16 protein-coding genes are annotated in these 16779 nt (G+C 65.8%); 9 read left to right on the top strand and 7 right to left on the bottom strand.

The window, feature by feature from the left end; translation table 11 throughout:
• Entirely contained in the window at window positions 1–516 is a 516-nt protein-coding gene (locus tag ACQPZ2_RS15885) for a CGNR zinc finger domain-containing protein (RefSeq protein WP_433526258.1), read from the bottom strand.
• Window positions 517–670: 154 nt separating this feature from the next.
• Here ACQPZ2_RS15885 and ACQPZ2_RS15890 point away from each other — a divergent pair, with 154 nt between their 5' ends.
• Genes ACQPZ2_RS15890 through ACQPZ2_RS15900 form a run of 3 tightly spaced genes read left to right on the top strand, consistent with a single transcriptional unit; the run spans window position 671 to window position 2521 of the window.
• Window positions 671–1132, top strand: coding sequence for a VOC family protein (locus ACQPZ2_RS15890; protein ID WP_433526259.1), 462 nt, complete (start codon window positions 671–673; stop codon window positions 1130–1132).
• Window positions 1133–1156: 24 nt separating this feature from the next.
• Complete coding sequence (locus ACQPZ2_RS15895; protein WP_433526260.1) at window positions 1157–2044, top strand: pyridoxamine 5'-phosphate oxidase family protein; 888 nt, start codon at window positions 1157–1159, stop codon at window positions 2042–2044.
• 27 nt (window positions 2045–2071) lie between these two features.
• A complete protein-coding gene (locus ACQPZ2_RS15900) occupies window positions 2072–2521 on the top strand; it encodes a nuclear transport factor 2 family protein (RefSeq protein ID WP_433526261.1) in 450 nt (149 codons plus the stop codon).
• A gap of 99 nt (window positions 2522–2620) precedes the next feature.
• Here ACQPZ2_RS15900 and ACQPZ2_RS15905 read toward each other — a convergent pair whose 3' ends face one another.
• A complete protein-coding gene (locus tag ACQPZ2_RS15905; RefSeq protein ID WP_433526262.1) occupies window positions 2621–4027 on the bottom strand; it encodes an MFS transporter in 1407 nt (468 codons plus the stop codon).
• A 97-nt stretch (window positions 4028–4124) separates the two neighbouring features.
• On the opposite strand from ACQPZ2_RS15905, the gene ACQPZ2_RS15910 reads away from it, so the two are divergent.
• From ACQPZ2_RS15910 to recX, 3 genes are all read left to right on the top strand, one after another.
• Window positions 4125–5147 (top strand): Lrp/AsnC family transcriptional regulator, encoded by a 1023-nt coding sequence (locus ACQPZ2_RS15910; protein ID WP_433526263.1) that lies wholly within the window; start codon window positions 4125–4127, stop codon window positions 5145–5147.
• A gap of 208 nt (window positions 5148–5355) precedes the next feature.
• A complete protein-coding gene (gene recA, locus ACQPZ2_RS15915) occupies window positions 5356–6402 on the top strand; it encodes a recombinase RecA (RefSeq protein ID WP_063038472.1) in 1047 nt (348 codons plus the stop codon).
• Window positions 6403–6853: 451 nt separating this feature from the next.
• Entirely contained in the window at window positions 6854–7399 is a 546-nt protein-coding gene (recX, locus tag ACQPZ2_RS15920; RefSeq protein WP_433526264.1) for a recombination regulator RecX, read from the top strand.
• A 144-nt stretch (window positions 7400–7543) separates the two neighbouring features.
• Here the strand turns inward: recX and ACQPZ2_RS15925 are convergent, their stop codons facing one another.
• Complete coding sequence (locus ACQPZ2_RS15925) at window positions 7544–8428, bottom strand: NAD(P)H-binding protein (protein WP_433526265.1); 885 nt, start codon at window positions 8426–8428, stop codon at window positions 7544–7546.
• Between the two features lie 96 nt (window positions 8429–8524).
• Between ACQPZ2_RS15925 and ACQPZ2_RS15930 the strand changes: the two genes are divergently transcribed.
• On the top strand, window positions 8525–9475 hold the full coding sequence (locus ACQPZ2_RS15930; protein WP_433526266.1) for a LysR family transcriptional regulator: 951 nt from the start codon (window positions 8525–8527) through the stop codon (window positions 9473–9475).
• Between the two features lie 207 nt (window positions 9476–9682).
• Here ACQPZ2_RS15930 and ACQPZ2_RS15935 read toward each other — a convergent pair whose 3' ends face one another.
• From ACQPZ2_RS15935 to ACQPZ2_RS15950, 4 genes are all read right to left on the bottom strand, one after another.
• Window positions 9683–10582 carry an amino acid ABC transporter permease gene (locus tag ACQPZ2_RS15935; RefSeq protein WP_063038466.1) on the bottom strand — a complete coding sequence of 300 codons (900 nt, stop codon included), beginning with the start codon at window positions 10580–10582 and terminating at the stop codon, window positions 9683–9685.
• Window positions 10579–11253 carry an amino acid ABC transporter permease gene (locus tag ACQPZ2_RS15940; RefSeq protein WP_062985899.1) on the bottom strand — a complete coding sequence of 225 codons (675 nt, stop codon included), beginning with the start codon at window positions 11251–11253 and terminating at the stop codon, window positions 10579–10581. Before ACQPZ2_RS15940 ends, ACQPZ2_RS15935 begins: the two co-directional genes overlap by 4 nt.
• A gap of 121 nt (window positions 11254–11374) precedes the next feature.
• A complete protein-coding gene (locus tag ACQPZ2_RS15945) occupies window positions 11375–12208 on the bottom strand; it encodes a glutamate ABC transporter substrate-binding protein (protein ID WP_063038464.1) in 834 nt (277 codons plus the stop codon).
• Window positions 12209–12273: 65 nt separating this feature from the next.
• Window positions 12274–13002 carry an amino acid ABC transporter ATP-binding protein gene (locus ACQPZ2_RS15950; protein ID WP_063038495.1) on the bottom strand — a complete coding sequence of 243 codons (729 nt, stop codon included), beginning with the start codon at window positions 13000–13002 and terminating at the stop codon, window positions 12274–12276.
• A 264-nt stretch (window positions 13003–13266) separates the two neighbouring features.
• Between ACQPZ2_RS15950 and miaB the strand changes: the two genes are divergently transcribed.
• Window positions 13267–14823 carry a tRNA (N6-isopentenyl adenosine(37)-C2)-methylthiotransferase MiaB gene (gene miaB, locus ACQPZ2_RS15955; protein ID WP_433526267.1) on the top strand — a complete coding sequence of 519 codons (1557 nt, stop codon included), beginning with the start codon at window positions 13267–13269 and terminating at the stop codon, window positions 14821–14823.
• Between the two features lie 620 nt (window positions 14824–15443).
• On the top strand, window positions 15444–16025 hold the full coding sequence (locus tag ACQPZ2_RS15960; protein WP_040692860.1) for an Rv2732c family membrane protein: 582 nt from the start codon (window positions 15444–15446) through the stop codon (window positions 16023–16025).
• The last annotated feature ends 754 nt before the right edge of the window (window positions 16026–16779 follow it).

Genomic DNA, 16779 nt, shown 5'->3' on the forward strand with positions numbered 1-16779 from the left:
TCAAGCCTTTTTGGCGTAGTGGCGTGCGGCCTTGGTGCGGTTGCCGCAGGTCGCCATCGAATGCCAGCGGCGGGTGCCGTTTTTCGAGGTGTCGTAGAAGAACAGGACGCAGTCCGGATGGGCGCACTGGCGGATCCGGTCCGGCGCCTCGGCCAGTAGCCGCAGCAGGTTGTCGGCGGCGAGCCAGCCGGGGAGCCAGGTGGTTTCGGGTACATCGACGATTTCGGTGGGGCCGGTGTCGGTCAGCATGCGTCGGATCCGGCCGTGGTCGAGGACCTCGTTGAGCGCGGTGTGTGAGGTGTGTTTCACGGTGTCGTAGATGGCGGTGCGGGCGGCGAGCACCGCCTGCAGGGTCCGCTCGTCGGCATTCGCGCGATCGTCGAGTCCGGCCGAGGCCAGCCATATGCCCAGGCCCGCGACATCGGTGAGCAGATCCTGCGGTCCGTCCTGGATCCACCGGGTGTTCAGCAGGTCGAGTGCCAGCGGTTCACCGAGGTGGGGGCGTGGATCAGGCATACCTGAGCGTAGCGATCTTCCTTTCGTTGCCAAGGCAACCACCGCCGTTCTAACCAGTTAACCTTATTTTAGAGGTTGACGTCCTTCTGGCTGTTGGTTATGTTCTAACTAGTAAAGCTACTTAGAACAGTTATAAATTCCGAGGAGGATCTCGATGACCACAGCCGTCGCACCCCAATTGGCCACCGGACACATCGGCCTGAACGTCTCCGACCTGGACCGATCGGTGGACTTCTACCGCCGCGCATTCGGTTTCGAGCAGCTCGCGGCCAGCACCGACAGCGAAAAGCGTTGGGCCTTCCTCGGTGCGAACGGCAAGCTCGTGCTGACCCTCTGGCAGCAGTCCGACGGCGCGTTCTCTACCGAAACCCCTGGTCTGCACCATCTTTCGTTCCAGGTCGACACCATCGAACAAGTGCGCTCGATCGAGGCGCTGCTGCGCGAACTCTCGGTGAGCTTCGCCCACGACGGGGTGGTCGCGCACGGCGAGGGTGTCGCCTCGGGTGGCATCTTCTTCGTCGACCCCGACGGTATCCGTCTCGAGGTCTACGCACCCACGGGCGCCGAATCCGCTCCCGCGCCCAGCGGTGCCGCCCCGACGTGCGGATTCTTCTGAGCCTGAACGCTGTTGAGCACTGTGATGTCACACTTTCATTCGGGCGAGGTCGCCGTACAGCAGCGAATGGGTCAGGCGCATATCGCCGACCGGGTGGGACGGACGATTCGTGCCGACATCCCGGATGTCGCGGCGGGTTTCCTGGCGGAGCAGCCGATGGTCGTGATCGCGGCTGCGGACCTCGACGGACGGATGTGGGCAGGCGCGGTGGTCGGGTCGCCGGGATTCGTGCACGTCGTCGATGCCGAGACGATCGCAATCGATGCAATTCCGGCATTGGGAAATCCGCTACACGAAGCACTGACCGGCCCCGCCCGGATCGGCATGATCGCGCTGCAGCCTGAGCGGCGCAGGCGAATGCGTGTCAATGGATTCGCGGCTCCGACGGAGGCGGGACTGCGGATTGCCGTCGATCAGGTGTATTCGAACTGCCCGAAGTACATCTCGCGCAGGCGGATCGAATCGTATCGCCCCGATATCGAACTCCCAGCACCCCGGCGCGGCACGGAACTCGATGCGCGGCAGCGTGCACTGGTCGCCGCTGCGGACACTTTCTTCGTCGCCACCGCGGATACCGACGGCAATGCCGACGCCTCCCACCGTGGCGGAAATCCCGGTTTCCTGCGGGTGCTTTCGCCGACTCGGCTGAGATGGCCGGACTATCAGGGTAATTCGATGTTCATGACACTCGGGAACATGGTGGTGAACCCACGCTGCGGCATCCTGATCCCGGACTGGACGACCGGCGGAACCCTCCAACTCACCGGGACCGCCGAATTGTCCTGGGCACCGGAAACCTTCACCGCCGGAGCTCAGTGCTCGATCGACTTCACCATTACGGAAGTGATCGAAATCCACGGCGCGGGCCCGCTCCGCTGGAGTCCAGCCGAACTTTCCCCGGTCAACCCCTGACCCCGATCCCTCGAGAAGAGAATTGCAATGCGACCTCCACTGCCACCATTCGACTCGGAATCCGCCAAGGCCAAGGTGCGCGCCGCCGAGAATGCCTGGAACACCAGGGATCCCGAGCGCGTCGCCGCCGCATACACCGAGGATTCGGTGTGGCGAAATCGTGACGTATTCTTCACCGGCCGCGCCGCCATCGTCGAATTTCTCACTCGAAAGTGGTCCATCGAAAACGGTTATGCACTGCGCAAGGACCTCTGGGCGTTCGAAGGCAACCGCATCGCGGTCCGCTTCCAGTACGAATGGCATGACGAATCCGGCCAGTGGTGGCGCAGTTACGGCAATGAGCAATGGGAGTTCACCCCGGAAGGCCTGATGTCGCGCCGGGAGGCCAGCATCAACGATGTCCGCATCGACGAATCCGACCGCCGCATCCCCGGCCCGCGCCAGGAAGGCGACGAATCCGTTCTGCCGCAGCAGTAAATCGGCGATGCCGGGCACCCCGTTGCCGGACCGGGCACCGCGTGTGCGGGGTACCCGGCCGGTGTATGGGGTGCCCGGCCTTGATCGCGCCGACGGGGCTCAGGCTGCGACGGTCTCCGGCTGGACGGGGGCATCGGCGACCTGACGCGGAGGTTGGAGCAGCCCGAATGCGATCACTCCGAATACGATTCCGACTCCGGCCGCGACACCGAATGCCGCGTCCAAGCCATCCACGAAACGCGACAATGTCATCGGACGACTGTCATCGGCGACTTCGCGGAATACGGTGCCCAGCACCGCGACTCCGAGTGCGAGACCGAGCTGTCGTGCGGTATTTACCGCGCCTGCGGCGATCCCGCCCTGGTGCGGCGGCACCGCCGCCATCCCCACCGCGACCAGCGCGGGTGCGTTGACGCCGATGCCCGCACCGATCACCACGAATCCGGGAGTCAGTGCGGCCCAAGATGATTCGGCGTCAATGATAGTGAGCAGTCCGGTACCGATGCCGACCAGCACCAGACCGGCTCCGATCGTCCACTTCGGCGAAACATCGTGCAGCAGTTTGCCGAAGGCGCCGGCGACCACGAACGCTGTCGCCGCCATCGGCAGCATGGCGAGTCCGGCGTGCATGGGTGACATATGCAACTGCTGCTGCAGCCAGAGCGAAATCAGGGGTGTGGCGGCGAAGGCGGCGAACGTCTGGCCGGATGCGGAGACAAGGGTGGCCCCGAAGTTGCGATTGCCGAGCAGTGCCAGCGGAAACATCGCTGCCGCGCTGCGGGATTCGACGAATACGAAGGCCAGCAGCGCGACCGCGCCGAGCGCCATGGCGAGCAGCGTAGGACCATCGGACCAGCCGTGTTCGCCGCCGCGGATGACACCGTAGGTGACCGCCGTCGCGGCGGTCGCGAAGGCGAGCATGCCGGGCACATCGATGGCCCGATCCGCCTGCCGTGGCGACGGCTGGAACACGACGGCGGTCAACACGATCGCCAGTACCGCGATCGGCAGGTTGACGAAGAAGATCCACCGCCACGACAGTGCCTCGGTGAGCACACCGCCGAGCACCACACCGATCCCGGCCGCGGCACCCGACACCGCACCCCAGACGCCGAAGGCGACACCCCGATCACGGCCGGTGTAGGTGGAGTGCAGCAGCGACAGTGTGGTCGCGAACATCGCGGCCCCGCCGATGCCTTGAAGTGCGCGCGCCGCAATGAGACTCGCCGAGGTATCGGCGGTCCCGCAGATCAGCGATGCGATCGCGAAAACGACGAGTCCGGCGAGATAGGCGCGCTTCGCACCGACCCGATCGGCCAGCGAACCCAGCACCAGCAGCAGCGCCGCCAGCGCGAGCGCGTATCCGTCCATCACCCATTGCAGTCCGGACAGACCGGTGCCGAGATCGGCGGCGATGTCGGGAAGCGCGACATTGACGATGGTGACGTCGATGAGCAGCATCAGCGTGCCCAGGCACGCGGCGAATAAGGGCAGCCATTTCCTCACGGGAGCCTCCGAGGCGATTCGAACGATATCGACACTCAGGGTGCGGCAGGTGTTGATATCCACATAGTCACGTGGCCATGTGCGTTAGATTCCTCCTATGCAGTCCGAAGACGGCACGGATTCCTCCGTACTCGATGTCCTCGAGAAGCAGATCCTGCACGCGCTGGTGACCGATGCGCGCATCCCGTTCGCCAAGCTCGGCGCCATCCTCGGGGTTTCGGAGCAGACGGTGGCGCGACGCTACCGATCGCTGCGGCAGCGCGGCATCCTGCATGTGGCGGGGCAGGTCAACGTGGTGCCGCTCGGGCATGCGCGCTGGGTGATCCGGCTCCGGTCGACTCCGGACAAGGCGGCGCGGCTGGCCGAATCACTGGCGCGGTTTCCGGATCTGAGCTGGGTCACATTGTCGGCCACCGGATCCGAGGTGACCTGCGTGAGCAGGCCGCGCTCGATCGAGCGGCGTGACAAGCTGTTGATGCAGACGCTGCCCCAGGCCAGTCAGGTGATCGGACTGACGGCCCACGAGGTGATCCACCGCTTCCCGCTCGACGAGGAGTGGCCGGATTTCCGGCACCTGTTCACGGCTGCGCAATTGCGCGACCTCGGCCCACGGCCGTCGTGGCGGGCCGATACGGGGCCGGAAGTGCCGGTGGAACTTTCGGCGCAGGATGAGGCGATGCTGGCGCTGCTCGGTCGCGACGGACGCGCGCCCTATGCTCGGATTGCCGCCGAAATCGGCTGGACCGCAACGAAAGTGGCGCGGCGCATGGCCGAACTCGTCGAATCCCGGGTGCTGTACTTCGATCTCGATTTCGCGGTCGAACGGATGGGATACGCCGTGCGGGCAGCGCTGTGGCTGCGCACGCGACCGGCGGATCTCGAGGCGGTGGGCACCGCGATGGCAACCCATCCGGAGATCGTCTTCATCGCCGCGACCACGGGGCCGACCAACCTGATGGCGTCGTTGATATGCCGCGATACCGCGCACCTCTATCGGTATGTCACGCAGCGGCTGGGTGCACTCGACGGGATCGCCGATGTGGAGGTGACCCCTGCGTTGCGGGTGTACAAGCAGGCGCAGACATTGCTGGACAGTGATCGGATCTCGCTGGTTCGGTGAGGTCGGGTGTTCGGCGCCCGGAAAGGGGTTGCGAGCGGCCGTAGCGCAGCGGTTGCCGTGTCCGGAAGTTCGGGGCGCGTGTTGTCGGGCGCGTCGCTTGACTCGAACATCTGTTCGTCTAGGCTGGTCGCCAGAACTTGTCGGTGCCGCCCTCTAATGTGGGCGCCAACCAAGAACGAGACTTACCCGTCGAGAAGGGGATCAGGATATGGCACCACAGGCGTACGACCGTGATAAGGCGCTCGAGCTGGCGCTGGCTCAGGTCGAGAAGAGCTTCGGCAAGGGCGCGGTCATGCGTCTCGGCGAGGAGGCCCGCCAGCCCATCTCGGTGATCCCGACCGGATCCATCGCCCTGGACGTGGCGCTCGGCATCGGCGGTCTGCCGCGCGGCCGCATCATCGAGGTCTACGGTCCGGAGTCCTCGGGTAAGACGACCGTCGCACTGCACGCGGTGGCCAATGCCCAGGCCGCGGGCGGTGTCGCCGCCTTCATCGACGCCGAGCACGCGCTCGATCCCGACTACGCCCGCAAGCTGGGCGTCGACACCGACGCACTGCTCGTCTCCCAGCCCGACACCGGTGAGCAGGCGCTGGAAATCGCCGACATGCTGGTGCGTTCGGGCGCGATCGACATCATCGTCATCGACTCGGTGGCCGCGCTGGTACCGCGCGCCGAAATCGAGGGCGAGATGGGTGACAGCCACGTCGGTCTGCAGGCGCGCCTGATGAGCCAGGCGCTGCGCAAGATGACCGGTGCGCTGAACAACTCCGGCACCACCGCCATCTTCATCAACCAGCTGCGCGAGAAGATCGGTGTGATGTTCGGTTCGCCCGAGACCACCACCGGTGGTAAGGCGCTGAAGTTCTACGCCTCGGTGCGCCTGGATGTGCGCCGCATCGAGACGCTCAAGGACGGCAGCGATGCGGTCGGCAACCGCACCCGCGTGAAGGTCGTGAAGAACAAGGTCTCGCCGCCGTTCAAGCAGGCCGAATTCGACATCCTCTACGGCCAGGGTATTTCCAAGGAGGGTTCGCTCATCGATATGGGTGTCGAGCAGGGGTTCATCCGCAAGTCCGGCTCCTGGTACACCTACGAGGGCGACCAGCTCGGCCAGGGCAAGGAGAACGCCCGCAAGTTCCTGCTGGAGAACACCGACGTCCGTGACGAGATCGAGAAGAAGATCAAGGAAAAGCTCGGCATCGGCGCCGACGTGACCGCAGAGGGCGCGGCCGCCGAGGTCCCCGCCGACTTCTGATCCGATGACCCCTCGGCGCCCACACCCCACCCGGCCCGCATCCGATACAGCGCGGCCCGACCCGGTAACCGAGGTCCGTCACCGCCTGAACGAACTACTCTCCGCCTCAGGCCGCCCACCCATCCAGACCCCCGCCGGATCCGGTTCGGACGAGTCCGAACCGGGGCGGGTGCATTGGTCCGAGGGCGATGAGTGGGATTCGGAGGGATCGGGTTTTCGGGGGAAGGGGCAGGGGGATAAGCAGGTCCGGTTGGCCGAAGGTGGTTTGGCCGATTCGGACATCATGGGAACTCGGTCGAGCGCGCCCGATCCGCAGCGGGCGCGCTCGACTGGGTCCCGGCGCGGTCGCGGGCGCCGGAACGAGTTCCAGCGCAACGACTCCCACTCGGCTGACTTACAGAGTTCCGAAGGCCGATGGGCGGATCCGGTGGCGGCTGGATCCGAGGAGGGTGTGTCCTCGACGGGCACCGGTGCGAACCGGTCCCGTGTGGAGCGCACTCCCCAAGGCGGGACGGTCGAGCAGGCGAAGGAGGCGTGTCTTCGCCTGCTCGCCGTCCGCGCCCGCAGCCGTGCCGAACTGGCGCAGCGTCTCGCGGCCAAGGGCTTTACGCCCGAGATCACCGAACGCGCCCTCGACCGCTTCACCGAGGTCGGCCTGATCGACGACGCTGCCTTCGCCGAACAATGGGTCCAGTCCCGCCACACCTTCTCCGGCAAGGGCAAACAGGCTCTCGCCCAAGAACTCCGCCGCAAAGGCGTCTCCCAATCCGACGCCGCCTGCGCCCTCGACGCCATCAGCGCCGATGACGAGGAACAACGCGCCACCGAACTGGTCCGCCGCAAACTACGCACCATGCCCGCAAACCTGGACCGTGACAAAACAATCCGCCGCCTCGTCTCCATGCTCGCCCGCCGCGGCTACAACCAATCCACCGCCTTCACCGTGGTGAAAGCCGAACTGGAACAGGCCCAGTTCGACGCACCGGACCTCGACTGAGCGTCTGCTGTGCCCGGCTGTCCGGCGGGTCGGCCTGCTGCGGTGTCGGCTACAGAAACTGCGCCGCGCAGCCTTTCTCGCACCGCGCACGAATTCGCCGGGCGAAAACATGCGGCAGCAGCCCCAGTGAGGCTGGGGGCCGGGTTAGTTGCGGAGGGCGGGGGCGAGGACTTCTTCGCACCATTGGCGGAAGGTGGTCGGAGTCGTGGCTCGGGGAGTGCGGGGTTCGGCGTTGTCGAGACCGTTCTCCTTTGCTTCCAACATGTCGTACATACCCTGAGCCATGGCCTCGGACATGCCGGATTCGAGCATGGTGGTTTTGTAGGCCGCGCCGGAGACTTGTTGGAACCGAATCGGGCGGTCGAGCACTTCGGACATGATTTGCGCCATGTCGTTGTTGGACAAGTCCTCTGGGCCGAGTACGGGAACGCTGTCGTATCCGTCCCACGAGTCGTCGAGCAGCAGTTCGGCGGCGACGGCGGCGATATCGCGGGTCGCGCATGTGGGGCGTTTCAGGTCGGGAGACAGCGGTGCGAAGAACATACCCTGGTTCTTGATCGCATCGACTTGGCGAAGAAGATTGTCCATGAATGAGGGCATAGTCAGCGCTCGGTAGTTCACGCCCGTGCTCGCTATCAGATCGTCCATGGCCAGCGACGCTGTGACCAGTCCGGCGTTTCCGACCACCGCGGACCCGCGACCAATGGACGAGACGCCGACCACTCGCTCGACGCCTTGACCCTTGAATGCCTCGCACGCGGGCCGTGTGAAACCCAGAACCGCGGCATCGAGGCTCGCTCCGCGATGAACCGGAGGCAGCAACCAGAACACGGCGTCGGCACCGGCGAACGCCTGGGTGACGACATCAATATCGCTGTGCGATCCGGTCACGACTTCGACGTGCTCGCGGACGTGCACGGGCAGGCGTGCGGGATCACGCGCGATAACGCGGACCGGCGCGCCGCGATCGAGGAGATGCGGAAGGACCTGACGGCCGATGGCGCCGGTCGGGGCAGTAACAACGATCATGACAACCTCTGCTCGAGTGATGTGGCACTGGCAAGTCAAGTCGGCGCGGCACGGAACCTGAAGGACCGATCCGATAAGCGTTGATACCGTGGGGATATGAGTGATCTGGAGGTTCGCCAACTCCGATACTTCGTGGCGGTCGCGGAGGAACTGCATTTCGGACGCGCAGCCGACCGACTGGGGATGGCGCAACCACCCCTGTCGCGGGCGATCCGGGAACTGGAACGTCAACTGGGCGTTCAACTTTTCGAGCGCACCACCAGACACGTCGTGCTCACCCCGCCCGGTGAGACCTTGCTCCGCGACGCGCGGACCGCACTCGATGCCGTTGCGGCGGCCGCGGAGCGTGCCCGGCACGTAGGTCGGGCCGCACCGGGGCTGCGGCTCGCGCTCAAAGCCGACTATGACGCCGGACTCCTGCCGCAGATCGTCGAGACATACCGCCTCGAGGAAGCGGCTGTCCCGGTGGAGTTCATGTTGGGTGGTCGGGGTGAGCAGGTCCCAGCATTGCGTCAGGGCCGTGCGGATGTCGCGCTCATTGCGGCCCCGTTCGACGACAGCGGCCTGGATATCGAACCGCTGCTCACCGAACCCCGCCTGGTCGCACTGGCCGCCTCCGATCCGCTCGCCGCCCGGACAACCCTGTGCCTGGCCGACTTGGCCGGTCGACTGCTCCCTGATGGAACGCACGCCGACCGCGACGGCCTCGTCCCGTCATCCGGAACTCCGCGTCCAGTGCGCGATCTTGCGCAGATCTTCAACCTGATCGAGCTCGGCGACAGCATCTGGTTCCCGCCCACCTCGGTCGCCCGCCGTCACCCCCGCCCCGGCATCGCCTATCGGCCGGTCACCGACCTGAAACCAACTACCCTCGCGGTAGCGTGGCCGCAGAACTGCCATTCACCCGCGGTGGCCGCCTTCGTCCGCGCGGCCACCGCCGTGGCAGCGGCCACCTACCCACCCGAATCCGTCCCGTTCGCCGAACCTTTCACCTCCACGGTCCACCCCGAGACCGGAGAACTCCGCAGCAGCATGCCCTCGTCCTGATCACTGCGGCCGAACGCGGACGGGGCCGGAAATCAGGACCCCGGTGGGCCGCACGCCCGTACAGCGATAGTGCGGCCGCAAAGGCGATCGCGGAGAACACCGACGAAATCGACTGAGCCCGAAAATGGGTCTGAGCGTGCAATTCCCGCGAAATCCGGCAATTTCTGCCCGATTCAAGCGAGAAGTGCACGCTCAGAGCCGCTGGCCTCACGGCTTCTGCGTGATATCCATTCCCGGAGTCGCATCGGCCAGAATCGAGTCGGCCGCCACGACGGCGGCACCCTTGGCCCGCTTGCGCGAGCGCAACCGCTGCTCCAGCTTATTGGCCACGATCGTCAACGTGCTGTTCAGCAGAATCATCACCACGGCGACGACCATCAGCGCGGGCACCGTATTGCGTTCGGCCGCACCGAGTTGCGAGCCCTGACGCACGATCTCGAGGTAGGTGATCTGATAACCGAGCGCCGAATCCTTCAGCGCCACAACCATTTGCGAGATCAAGGCGGGCAGCATGGCGGTAATCGCCTGCGGCAGCAGGATCAACCGCATCAGCTGCCCCTTGCGCAGACCCAGCGCAACCGCGGCCTCGGTCTGCCCCTTCGGCAGCGATTTGATGCCGGCGCGCACGATTTCGGCGATGACCGAACCGTTGTAGACCGTCAGCGCGATCACCACGGCCCACAGTGCGAGCTGATCGACCTTGAACACCTTGTAATCGGAGAAGATGTAGAACAGGAAGATCATCAGGATCAGCACCGGAATGGCCCGGGCCACCTCGACGATCGCGCCCGCCACCCAGCGCACCACCCGGTGCTCCGACAGACGCAGGATGCCGAAGACCATACCGATCACCAGCGCGAACACAATCGACAGCAGCGCCGCGACCAGGGTGCCGCGCAGACCGGGCAGCAGATAGGTCTTCCAGACGTCCGCCTCGATGAACGGCTTCCACTTCTCCGCGGTGAACTGTCCCTTATCGGCGAAGCCGCGGTAGAACACCCAGCCCAGCGCGACCACCGCGACAACCGCGACGACCGAATAGATGGAGTTGCGAATGCGCGCGCGGGGCCCCGGCGCATCGAAAAGAACTGAAGCTCCCGAACTCATCGGGCCACCTCGAATCGCTTGGCCAGCCAGCCGAACAGCAGGCCGGTCGGCAGGGTCAGGATTACGAAGCCGAGTGCGAAGATGAAGCCGATGGTGATCAGTGCGGCCTCGTTCTCGTTCATCTTGGCCATCAGGGTGGCGGCCTCGGCGACGCCGATCGCCGAGGCGATCGTCGAGTTCTTGGTGAGTGCGATCAGCACGCTGCCGAGCGGAGCGATGACCGAGCGGAATGCCTGCGGCAGCACCACGATTCGCAGATTCTGCGTGAAGGTGAAGCCCAGTGAGCGGCCCGCCTCGGACTGGCCCATCGGCACGGTGTTGATGCCCGAGCGCAATGACTCGCACACGAATGCCGCTGTGTAGATGCTGAGTCCGAGTACGGCGTAACGGAAGTTGTTCTGCGCCAGCGAGTTCGGGCCCTCCGGTGCGAGCTTCCAGCCCATGGTGGAGTAGAGGCCCAGTGAGCAGAACACAATGATCAGCGTCAGCGGGGTATTGCGGAAGATGGTGACGTAGGCGGCGCCGAGAAAACGGGCGACCGGCACGGGGGACACGCGCATCGCGGCGACGAATGTGCCCAGGATCAGGGCAAGGACCGCCGACGACGCGGTCAGTTTGATGGTCACCCAGAAGGCGCCGAGGACGTCATACCTCGAGATCAGGTCGAACACGGTGCTCGCGTCCCTCCGATCGGATTGTGCGGCGGCTGGAGATCGTCCTTCCGCGCGCGATGTACAGGTTGCTCGTAGCCGGGAGATCGGGTGGCCCGTGCGGACCACCCGATCGCGATCCTCAGTACCGGTTCACCGTCGGCGGCGTCGGCGCCTGGTAGCCGGAGACGCCGACCGTGGAGTCGAACGCCTTCTTCCAGGACCCGTCGGCGATCATGGCCTCGATCGCGTCGTTGACCTTGTCGCGCAGCTCTTTATCGCCCTTCTTCAGGCCGATGCCGTAGTTCTCCGTGGTGAACGGCTTGCCGACGACCTTGAACGTGCCCGCGCTCTGCGCGGCGTAACCGGCAAGGATGATGTCATCGGTGGTCACCGCGTCGTACGAACCGGCCTGCAGGCCCTCGAGGCACAGCGAGTAGGTGTCGTTGGTCTGCAGCTGCGTGGCGGGGTAGTTCTTCTCGATGTTCTGGGCCGGGGTGGAGCCCTTCACCGAGCAGACCTTCTTACCCTTCAGGTCATCGGGACCGTTGATGCTCGAGTTGTCGGCCTTCACCAAAAGTGACTGGCCCGCAACGTAATACGGCCCGGCGAAGTCGACCTTCTGCTTACGCGCATCGTTGATCGAGTAGGTGGCGACGATGTAGTCGACCTGACCGTTCTCGATCAGCGTCTCGCGCTGACCGGACGGGGACTCCTTGAACGTGATGTTCTCCGGCTTCACACCGAGCTTGCCCGCGACGTACTTGGCGACCTCGACGTCGAAGCCGCTGTAGGAGCCGTCCTTATTGCGCAGGCCGAGGCCCGGCTGGTCGAATTTGATGCCGACGGTGAGTTTTCCGTCCTTGGCGTTGTCGAGTGCGGACTTGTCGCTTCCACCGCCACAGGCGGCGGTTGTTGCGGCCAGCGTCAGGGCAATCGCCCCGATGCCGAGTCGAAGCGAACGGTTGATCCTCATCGTGTTCCTTCTCCCTCTGGTGATTTCGGTGGCCGAGGTCTTTACGTTTGCGGTGATTGCTCGGTTCAGTGGCTCAGAATCTTGCCGAGGAAATCCTTGGCACGGTCGGACTTCGGCGCGGTGAAGAACACCTCGGGTGTGTCGTCCTCGACGATCGACCCGTCCGCCATGAACAGCACGCGGTTGCCCGCCTTGCGCGCGAAGCCCATCTCATGGGTGACGACCAGCATCGTCATCCCCTCCTTGGCCAGCGACACCATGACGTCGAGCACCTCGTTGACCATCTCCGGGTCCAGCGCCGAAGTCGGCTCGTCGAACAGCATCACCTTCGGGCTCATCGCCAGCGCGCGGGCGATCGCCACGCGCTGCTGCTGGCCGCCGGAGAGCTGCGCCGGATACTTATCGGCCTGATTGGCGATCCCGACGCGTTCGAGCAGTTCCATCGCGCGCTTGCGGGCGTCCTCCTTTTTCACCTTGCGAACCTTCAGCGGCGCGAGCATCACGTTCTCGACGATCGTTTTATGCGCGAAGAGGTTGAACGATTGGAACACCATGCCGACGTCGGCGCGCAGCGCGGCAAGCGCGCGGCCCTCGGCGGGCAGGGGCACGCCGTCGATGGCGATATCGCCGGAGTCGATCGGCTCCAGTCGGTTGATGGTGCGGCACAGCGTCGACTTCCCGGACCCCGAAGGGCCCAGAACGATAACAACCTGTCCCTTGGGGACCTCGAGGTTGATATCGCGCAGCACATGGAGGTCACCGAAGTGCTTTTCCACATTGCGCATCGAAATCATCGGCGCGCTTGTGGCGGTACTGCCCTCATCAGAACTAGCTGCCCCGGTTTTGGCCAACCCGATTGTGTCGGGTGCGGTGGCGTCGTCGGTCATGGTCCAAGACCTTAAGCGGAAAACGGCGATTTGCCCGGGTTTCGGCGACACACCGTTACGCCGCGCCGATACGACACAGCGCCGTAACCCTTCCGATGCGACCGGGGCGGGGCCCGGAGCCTGCGCCGATGCGCTGAAAACCCGCGTTGCGCACCCCCGTACCCTGGACGGGTGGATTCGATCGGACAGGCAGTGTTGTCTCCCGCCCCTGCGGCCGCGGACGGCGCACGCAGTTACGAGGTCCGCACCTTCGGTTGCCAGATGAACGTGCACGATTCCGAACGCTTGTCGGGCCTGCTCGAGGATGCGGGTTATGTGAAGGCCGCGCCGGGAGCGACGGCCGACCTCGTCGTCTTCAATACCTGCGCGGTGCGCGAGAACGCCGACAACAAGCTCTACGGAACCCTCGGCCACCTCGCCCCGATCAAGGCCGACCGGCCGGGCATGCAGATCGCCGTCGGCGGCTGCCTGGCGCAGAAGGATCGCGACACCGTCGTGCGCAAGGCGCCGTGGGTGGATGTGGTGTTCGGCACACACAACATCGGTTCGCTGCCGGTGCTGCTGGAACGCGCGCGGCACAATGCCGAGGCGCAGGTGGAGATTCTGGAATCGCTGGAGGCGTTCCCTTCGAGCCTGCCCGCCAAGCGTGAATCCGCCTATGCTGGTTGGGTTTCGATCTCGGTCGGCTGCAATAACACCTGCACGTTCTGCATCGTGCCTTCGCTGCGCGGCAAGGAGGTCGACCGCCGTCCGGGCGATGTGCTCGCCGAGGTGCAGGCGCTGGTCGATCAGGGCGTCCTGGAAGTCACGCTGCTCGGGCAGAACGTGAACTCCTACGGTGCGTCCTTCGCCGATCCCGACGAGGCGCGCGATCGCGGTGCCTTCGCCAAACTGCTGCGCGCGGCCGGGCGCATCGATGGGCTGGAGCGGGTGCGCTTCACTTCGCCGCATCCGGCCGAATTCACCGATGACGTGATCGAGGCGATGGCCGAGACGCCGAATGTCTGCCCGCAGCTGCATATGCCGCTGCAGTCCGGATCGGATCGGGTGCTGAAGGCGATGCGCCGGTCCTACCGCAAGGCGCGCTACCTCGGCATCATCGAGAAGGTTCGGGCCGCGATGCCGCATGCCGCGATCACCACCGACATCATCGTCGGCTTTCCGGGCGAGACCGAGGAGGACTTCCAGGAGACCCTGGATGTGGTCCGGCAGGCGCGGTTCACCAGCGCCTACACCTTCCAGTACTCCAAGCGTCCGGGCACACCCGCCGCGGATATGCCCGACCAGCTGCCCAAGGCGGTAGTGCAAGAGCGCTACGAGCGGCTGATCGCGCTGCAGGAGGAGATCTCCCTCGACGCGAACAAGGCGCTCGTCGGCACCGAGGTCGAATTGCTCGTCGCCGAGGGAGCGGGCAAGAAGAACGCCGCGACCGCCAGGATGAGCGGCCGTGCCCGCGACGGTCGGCTCGTGCACTTCCGCCCCGAAGGCACTGCGGAAAAGATCCGCCCCGGCGACATCATCACCGTCGACATCACCGACGCGGCCCCACACCACCTGATCGCCGACGCCAACATCAAAACCCACCGCCGCACCCGCGCAGGCGACGCCCACGAACGCGGAATCACCCCCAAAACCGACCCTATCGGCGTCGGCCTCGGCCTCCCCCGCATCGGCGCCCCCACCCCCGAACCCGTCGCCTCAGGCTGGTCGACCGGCTGCGGCGCATGAGCACACGGTCGGGTGACGAGGACCTGACGCGTGCTGAGGGAGCGGATCTCGCACCGGGAGCGTCTGGGGCGGATGCGCGTGGTGCGCAGCCCGATCGCGGGGAGCATGCGGGTGGGAGTGCCGCGTTGAACGGTGGGCACCGCGAGGTCGTCTCGAATGCGGGCGAACACTGCGTGGGCTCGCGGTCGGGTGAGGACTCGGGGCCGCGCGTAGGCGCTTCGGACTCGCGTGGAGGCAAGGGCGACGCGGATTCGGAATCAGGCGGGGGTGGCGCGGAATCGCGTGCGGGTGACCCCGGCGGTGTCTCGAATGCGGGCGAAGGCAGCGCGGATTCGCGTGCCGGGGAGGACTCAGGACCGGGCGAGGGCGCTTCGGACTCGCGTGGACGCAAAGGGGGCGCGGGTTCAGGAACCGGCGAGATCGGTGCAGATTCGAGTGCAGGCGCGGGCAGCGCGGCGGATTCGGGACCTGGCCAGGGTGGCGCGGACTCGCGATCGGGTGTGGGGGATGCGAGTACTACCGGACGTAGTGGGGTGACTGCGGGGGATGGGGGCGGTGATGGCACAGTGGATGCGGGTAAGGCAGCGGAGCAGGGATCAGCCGAAGGAGACGAGGGCGCAGTGAACTCGGTCGAGAGCAGTAATGGCTTCGAGCAGTTCAAGGACGATCTCGATGCCGTCGAGCGGCGCATCGCGGGCGAGATCGACCCCGGGGTGCGCGCGATGGTGGTCGCGGGCGCGGTCTTCCTGCTGCTGTTTTCGCTCGTGTTGTCGCATGCGGGTGGTGCCCGTGGGTTCGATGTTCTGCTCGGTACCGATGCCGCGCGCGCTGAGCACATCGGTCTGCCGTCGCGGATCTTCGTCTGGTTCGCCGTCCTCTTCGGCATCGGCTTCTCACTGCTCGCGCTGATGACCCGCCGCTGGGTGCTCGCCTGGATCGCGGTCGCCGGTTCCGCGATCGGCAGCGTTTTCGGCGTCTTCTCGATCTGGCACCGCCAGACCCCCGGCCTCGGCAACTACCACGGCGCAGGCCCAGGCGTCGGCCTCATCCTCGGCACCATCGCCATTATCGTGCTGACCTTCCACTGGATCCGGGTCGTCTGGAGCCGCACCGCCCTGCAACTCGCCGCAGAGGAACAGCGCCGCAACGCCGCAGCCGCCGCCGAGGAACGCGACCGCCGCCGCCTCACCGGCGACTCCTGACCCACCCGGCGCGCCCCCGATACCGGACCTACGCTGAGCCACGCCACTATCGCGCGACCGAGAAGGCCGAGTTCGTGCGAGAGCATGCTCAGACCCATCCAGCGACCGGGCGCTGCCGGTCGGTATCAGCTACCCCGACCGCACAGTCAGCGCGGCCGCACGGCCGGTGCGGCAGTCGCCGAGCACCAGATCCGTTGCCCGCTGGACGGTTTCGTGGTTCAGCCTCGAGGCTGACGGAGTCGCGCTTGCGGTGTTCGAGCCGTCGCGGCATGGACGGTGCCGTTGCGTCAGTCCTGCAGCGTTGCCTGTCAGCGTGGCTATCCTGGCCGCACAGTCGGCGCGGCCGCAGGGTCCGGAGCTCGAGTCCGCCCGCTGGGGGCGATGCCACTGGATCGTTGTTGCTCCGGCGCCTGGCGTCCCGTGCGCAAGTGTCGGTACGGCTATCCAGGCCCCGCGGCAAGCAGGCTCTCAGCGTGAGCACCCTTCCCGCTGCACTGTCGGTCCGGCCGTATCGCATCGACAATCGCAGATCCGATGCCCCGATCCGCTCCGGCGGGCAGGCGCTACGGAGGATCTCACTTGTCGCTGCGGTGAATCCGTTCCGCACAGAGATTTCGTGATCGGTGTCTCCGGAGACGGATCGAATTCCACGCGAGTCCGAGACCGAGCCGCGCGGAAGACACGCAGCACTGGCCTCGCGCGTGCCTGGATGGCACTTGTCTCGCCTCCGAGGGGCCGCATCGACGGCCGGGTG

This window comes from Nocardia pseudovaccinii (assembly GCF_050942345.1).
Taxonomy (GTDB): Bacteria; Actinomycetota; Actinomycetes; order Mycobacteriales; family Mycobacteriaceae; genus Nocardia; species Nocardia pseudovaccinii.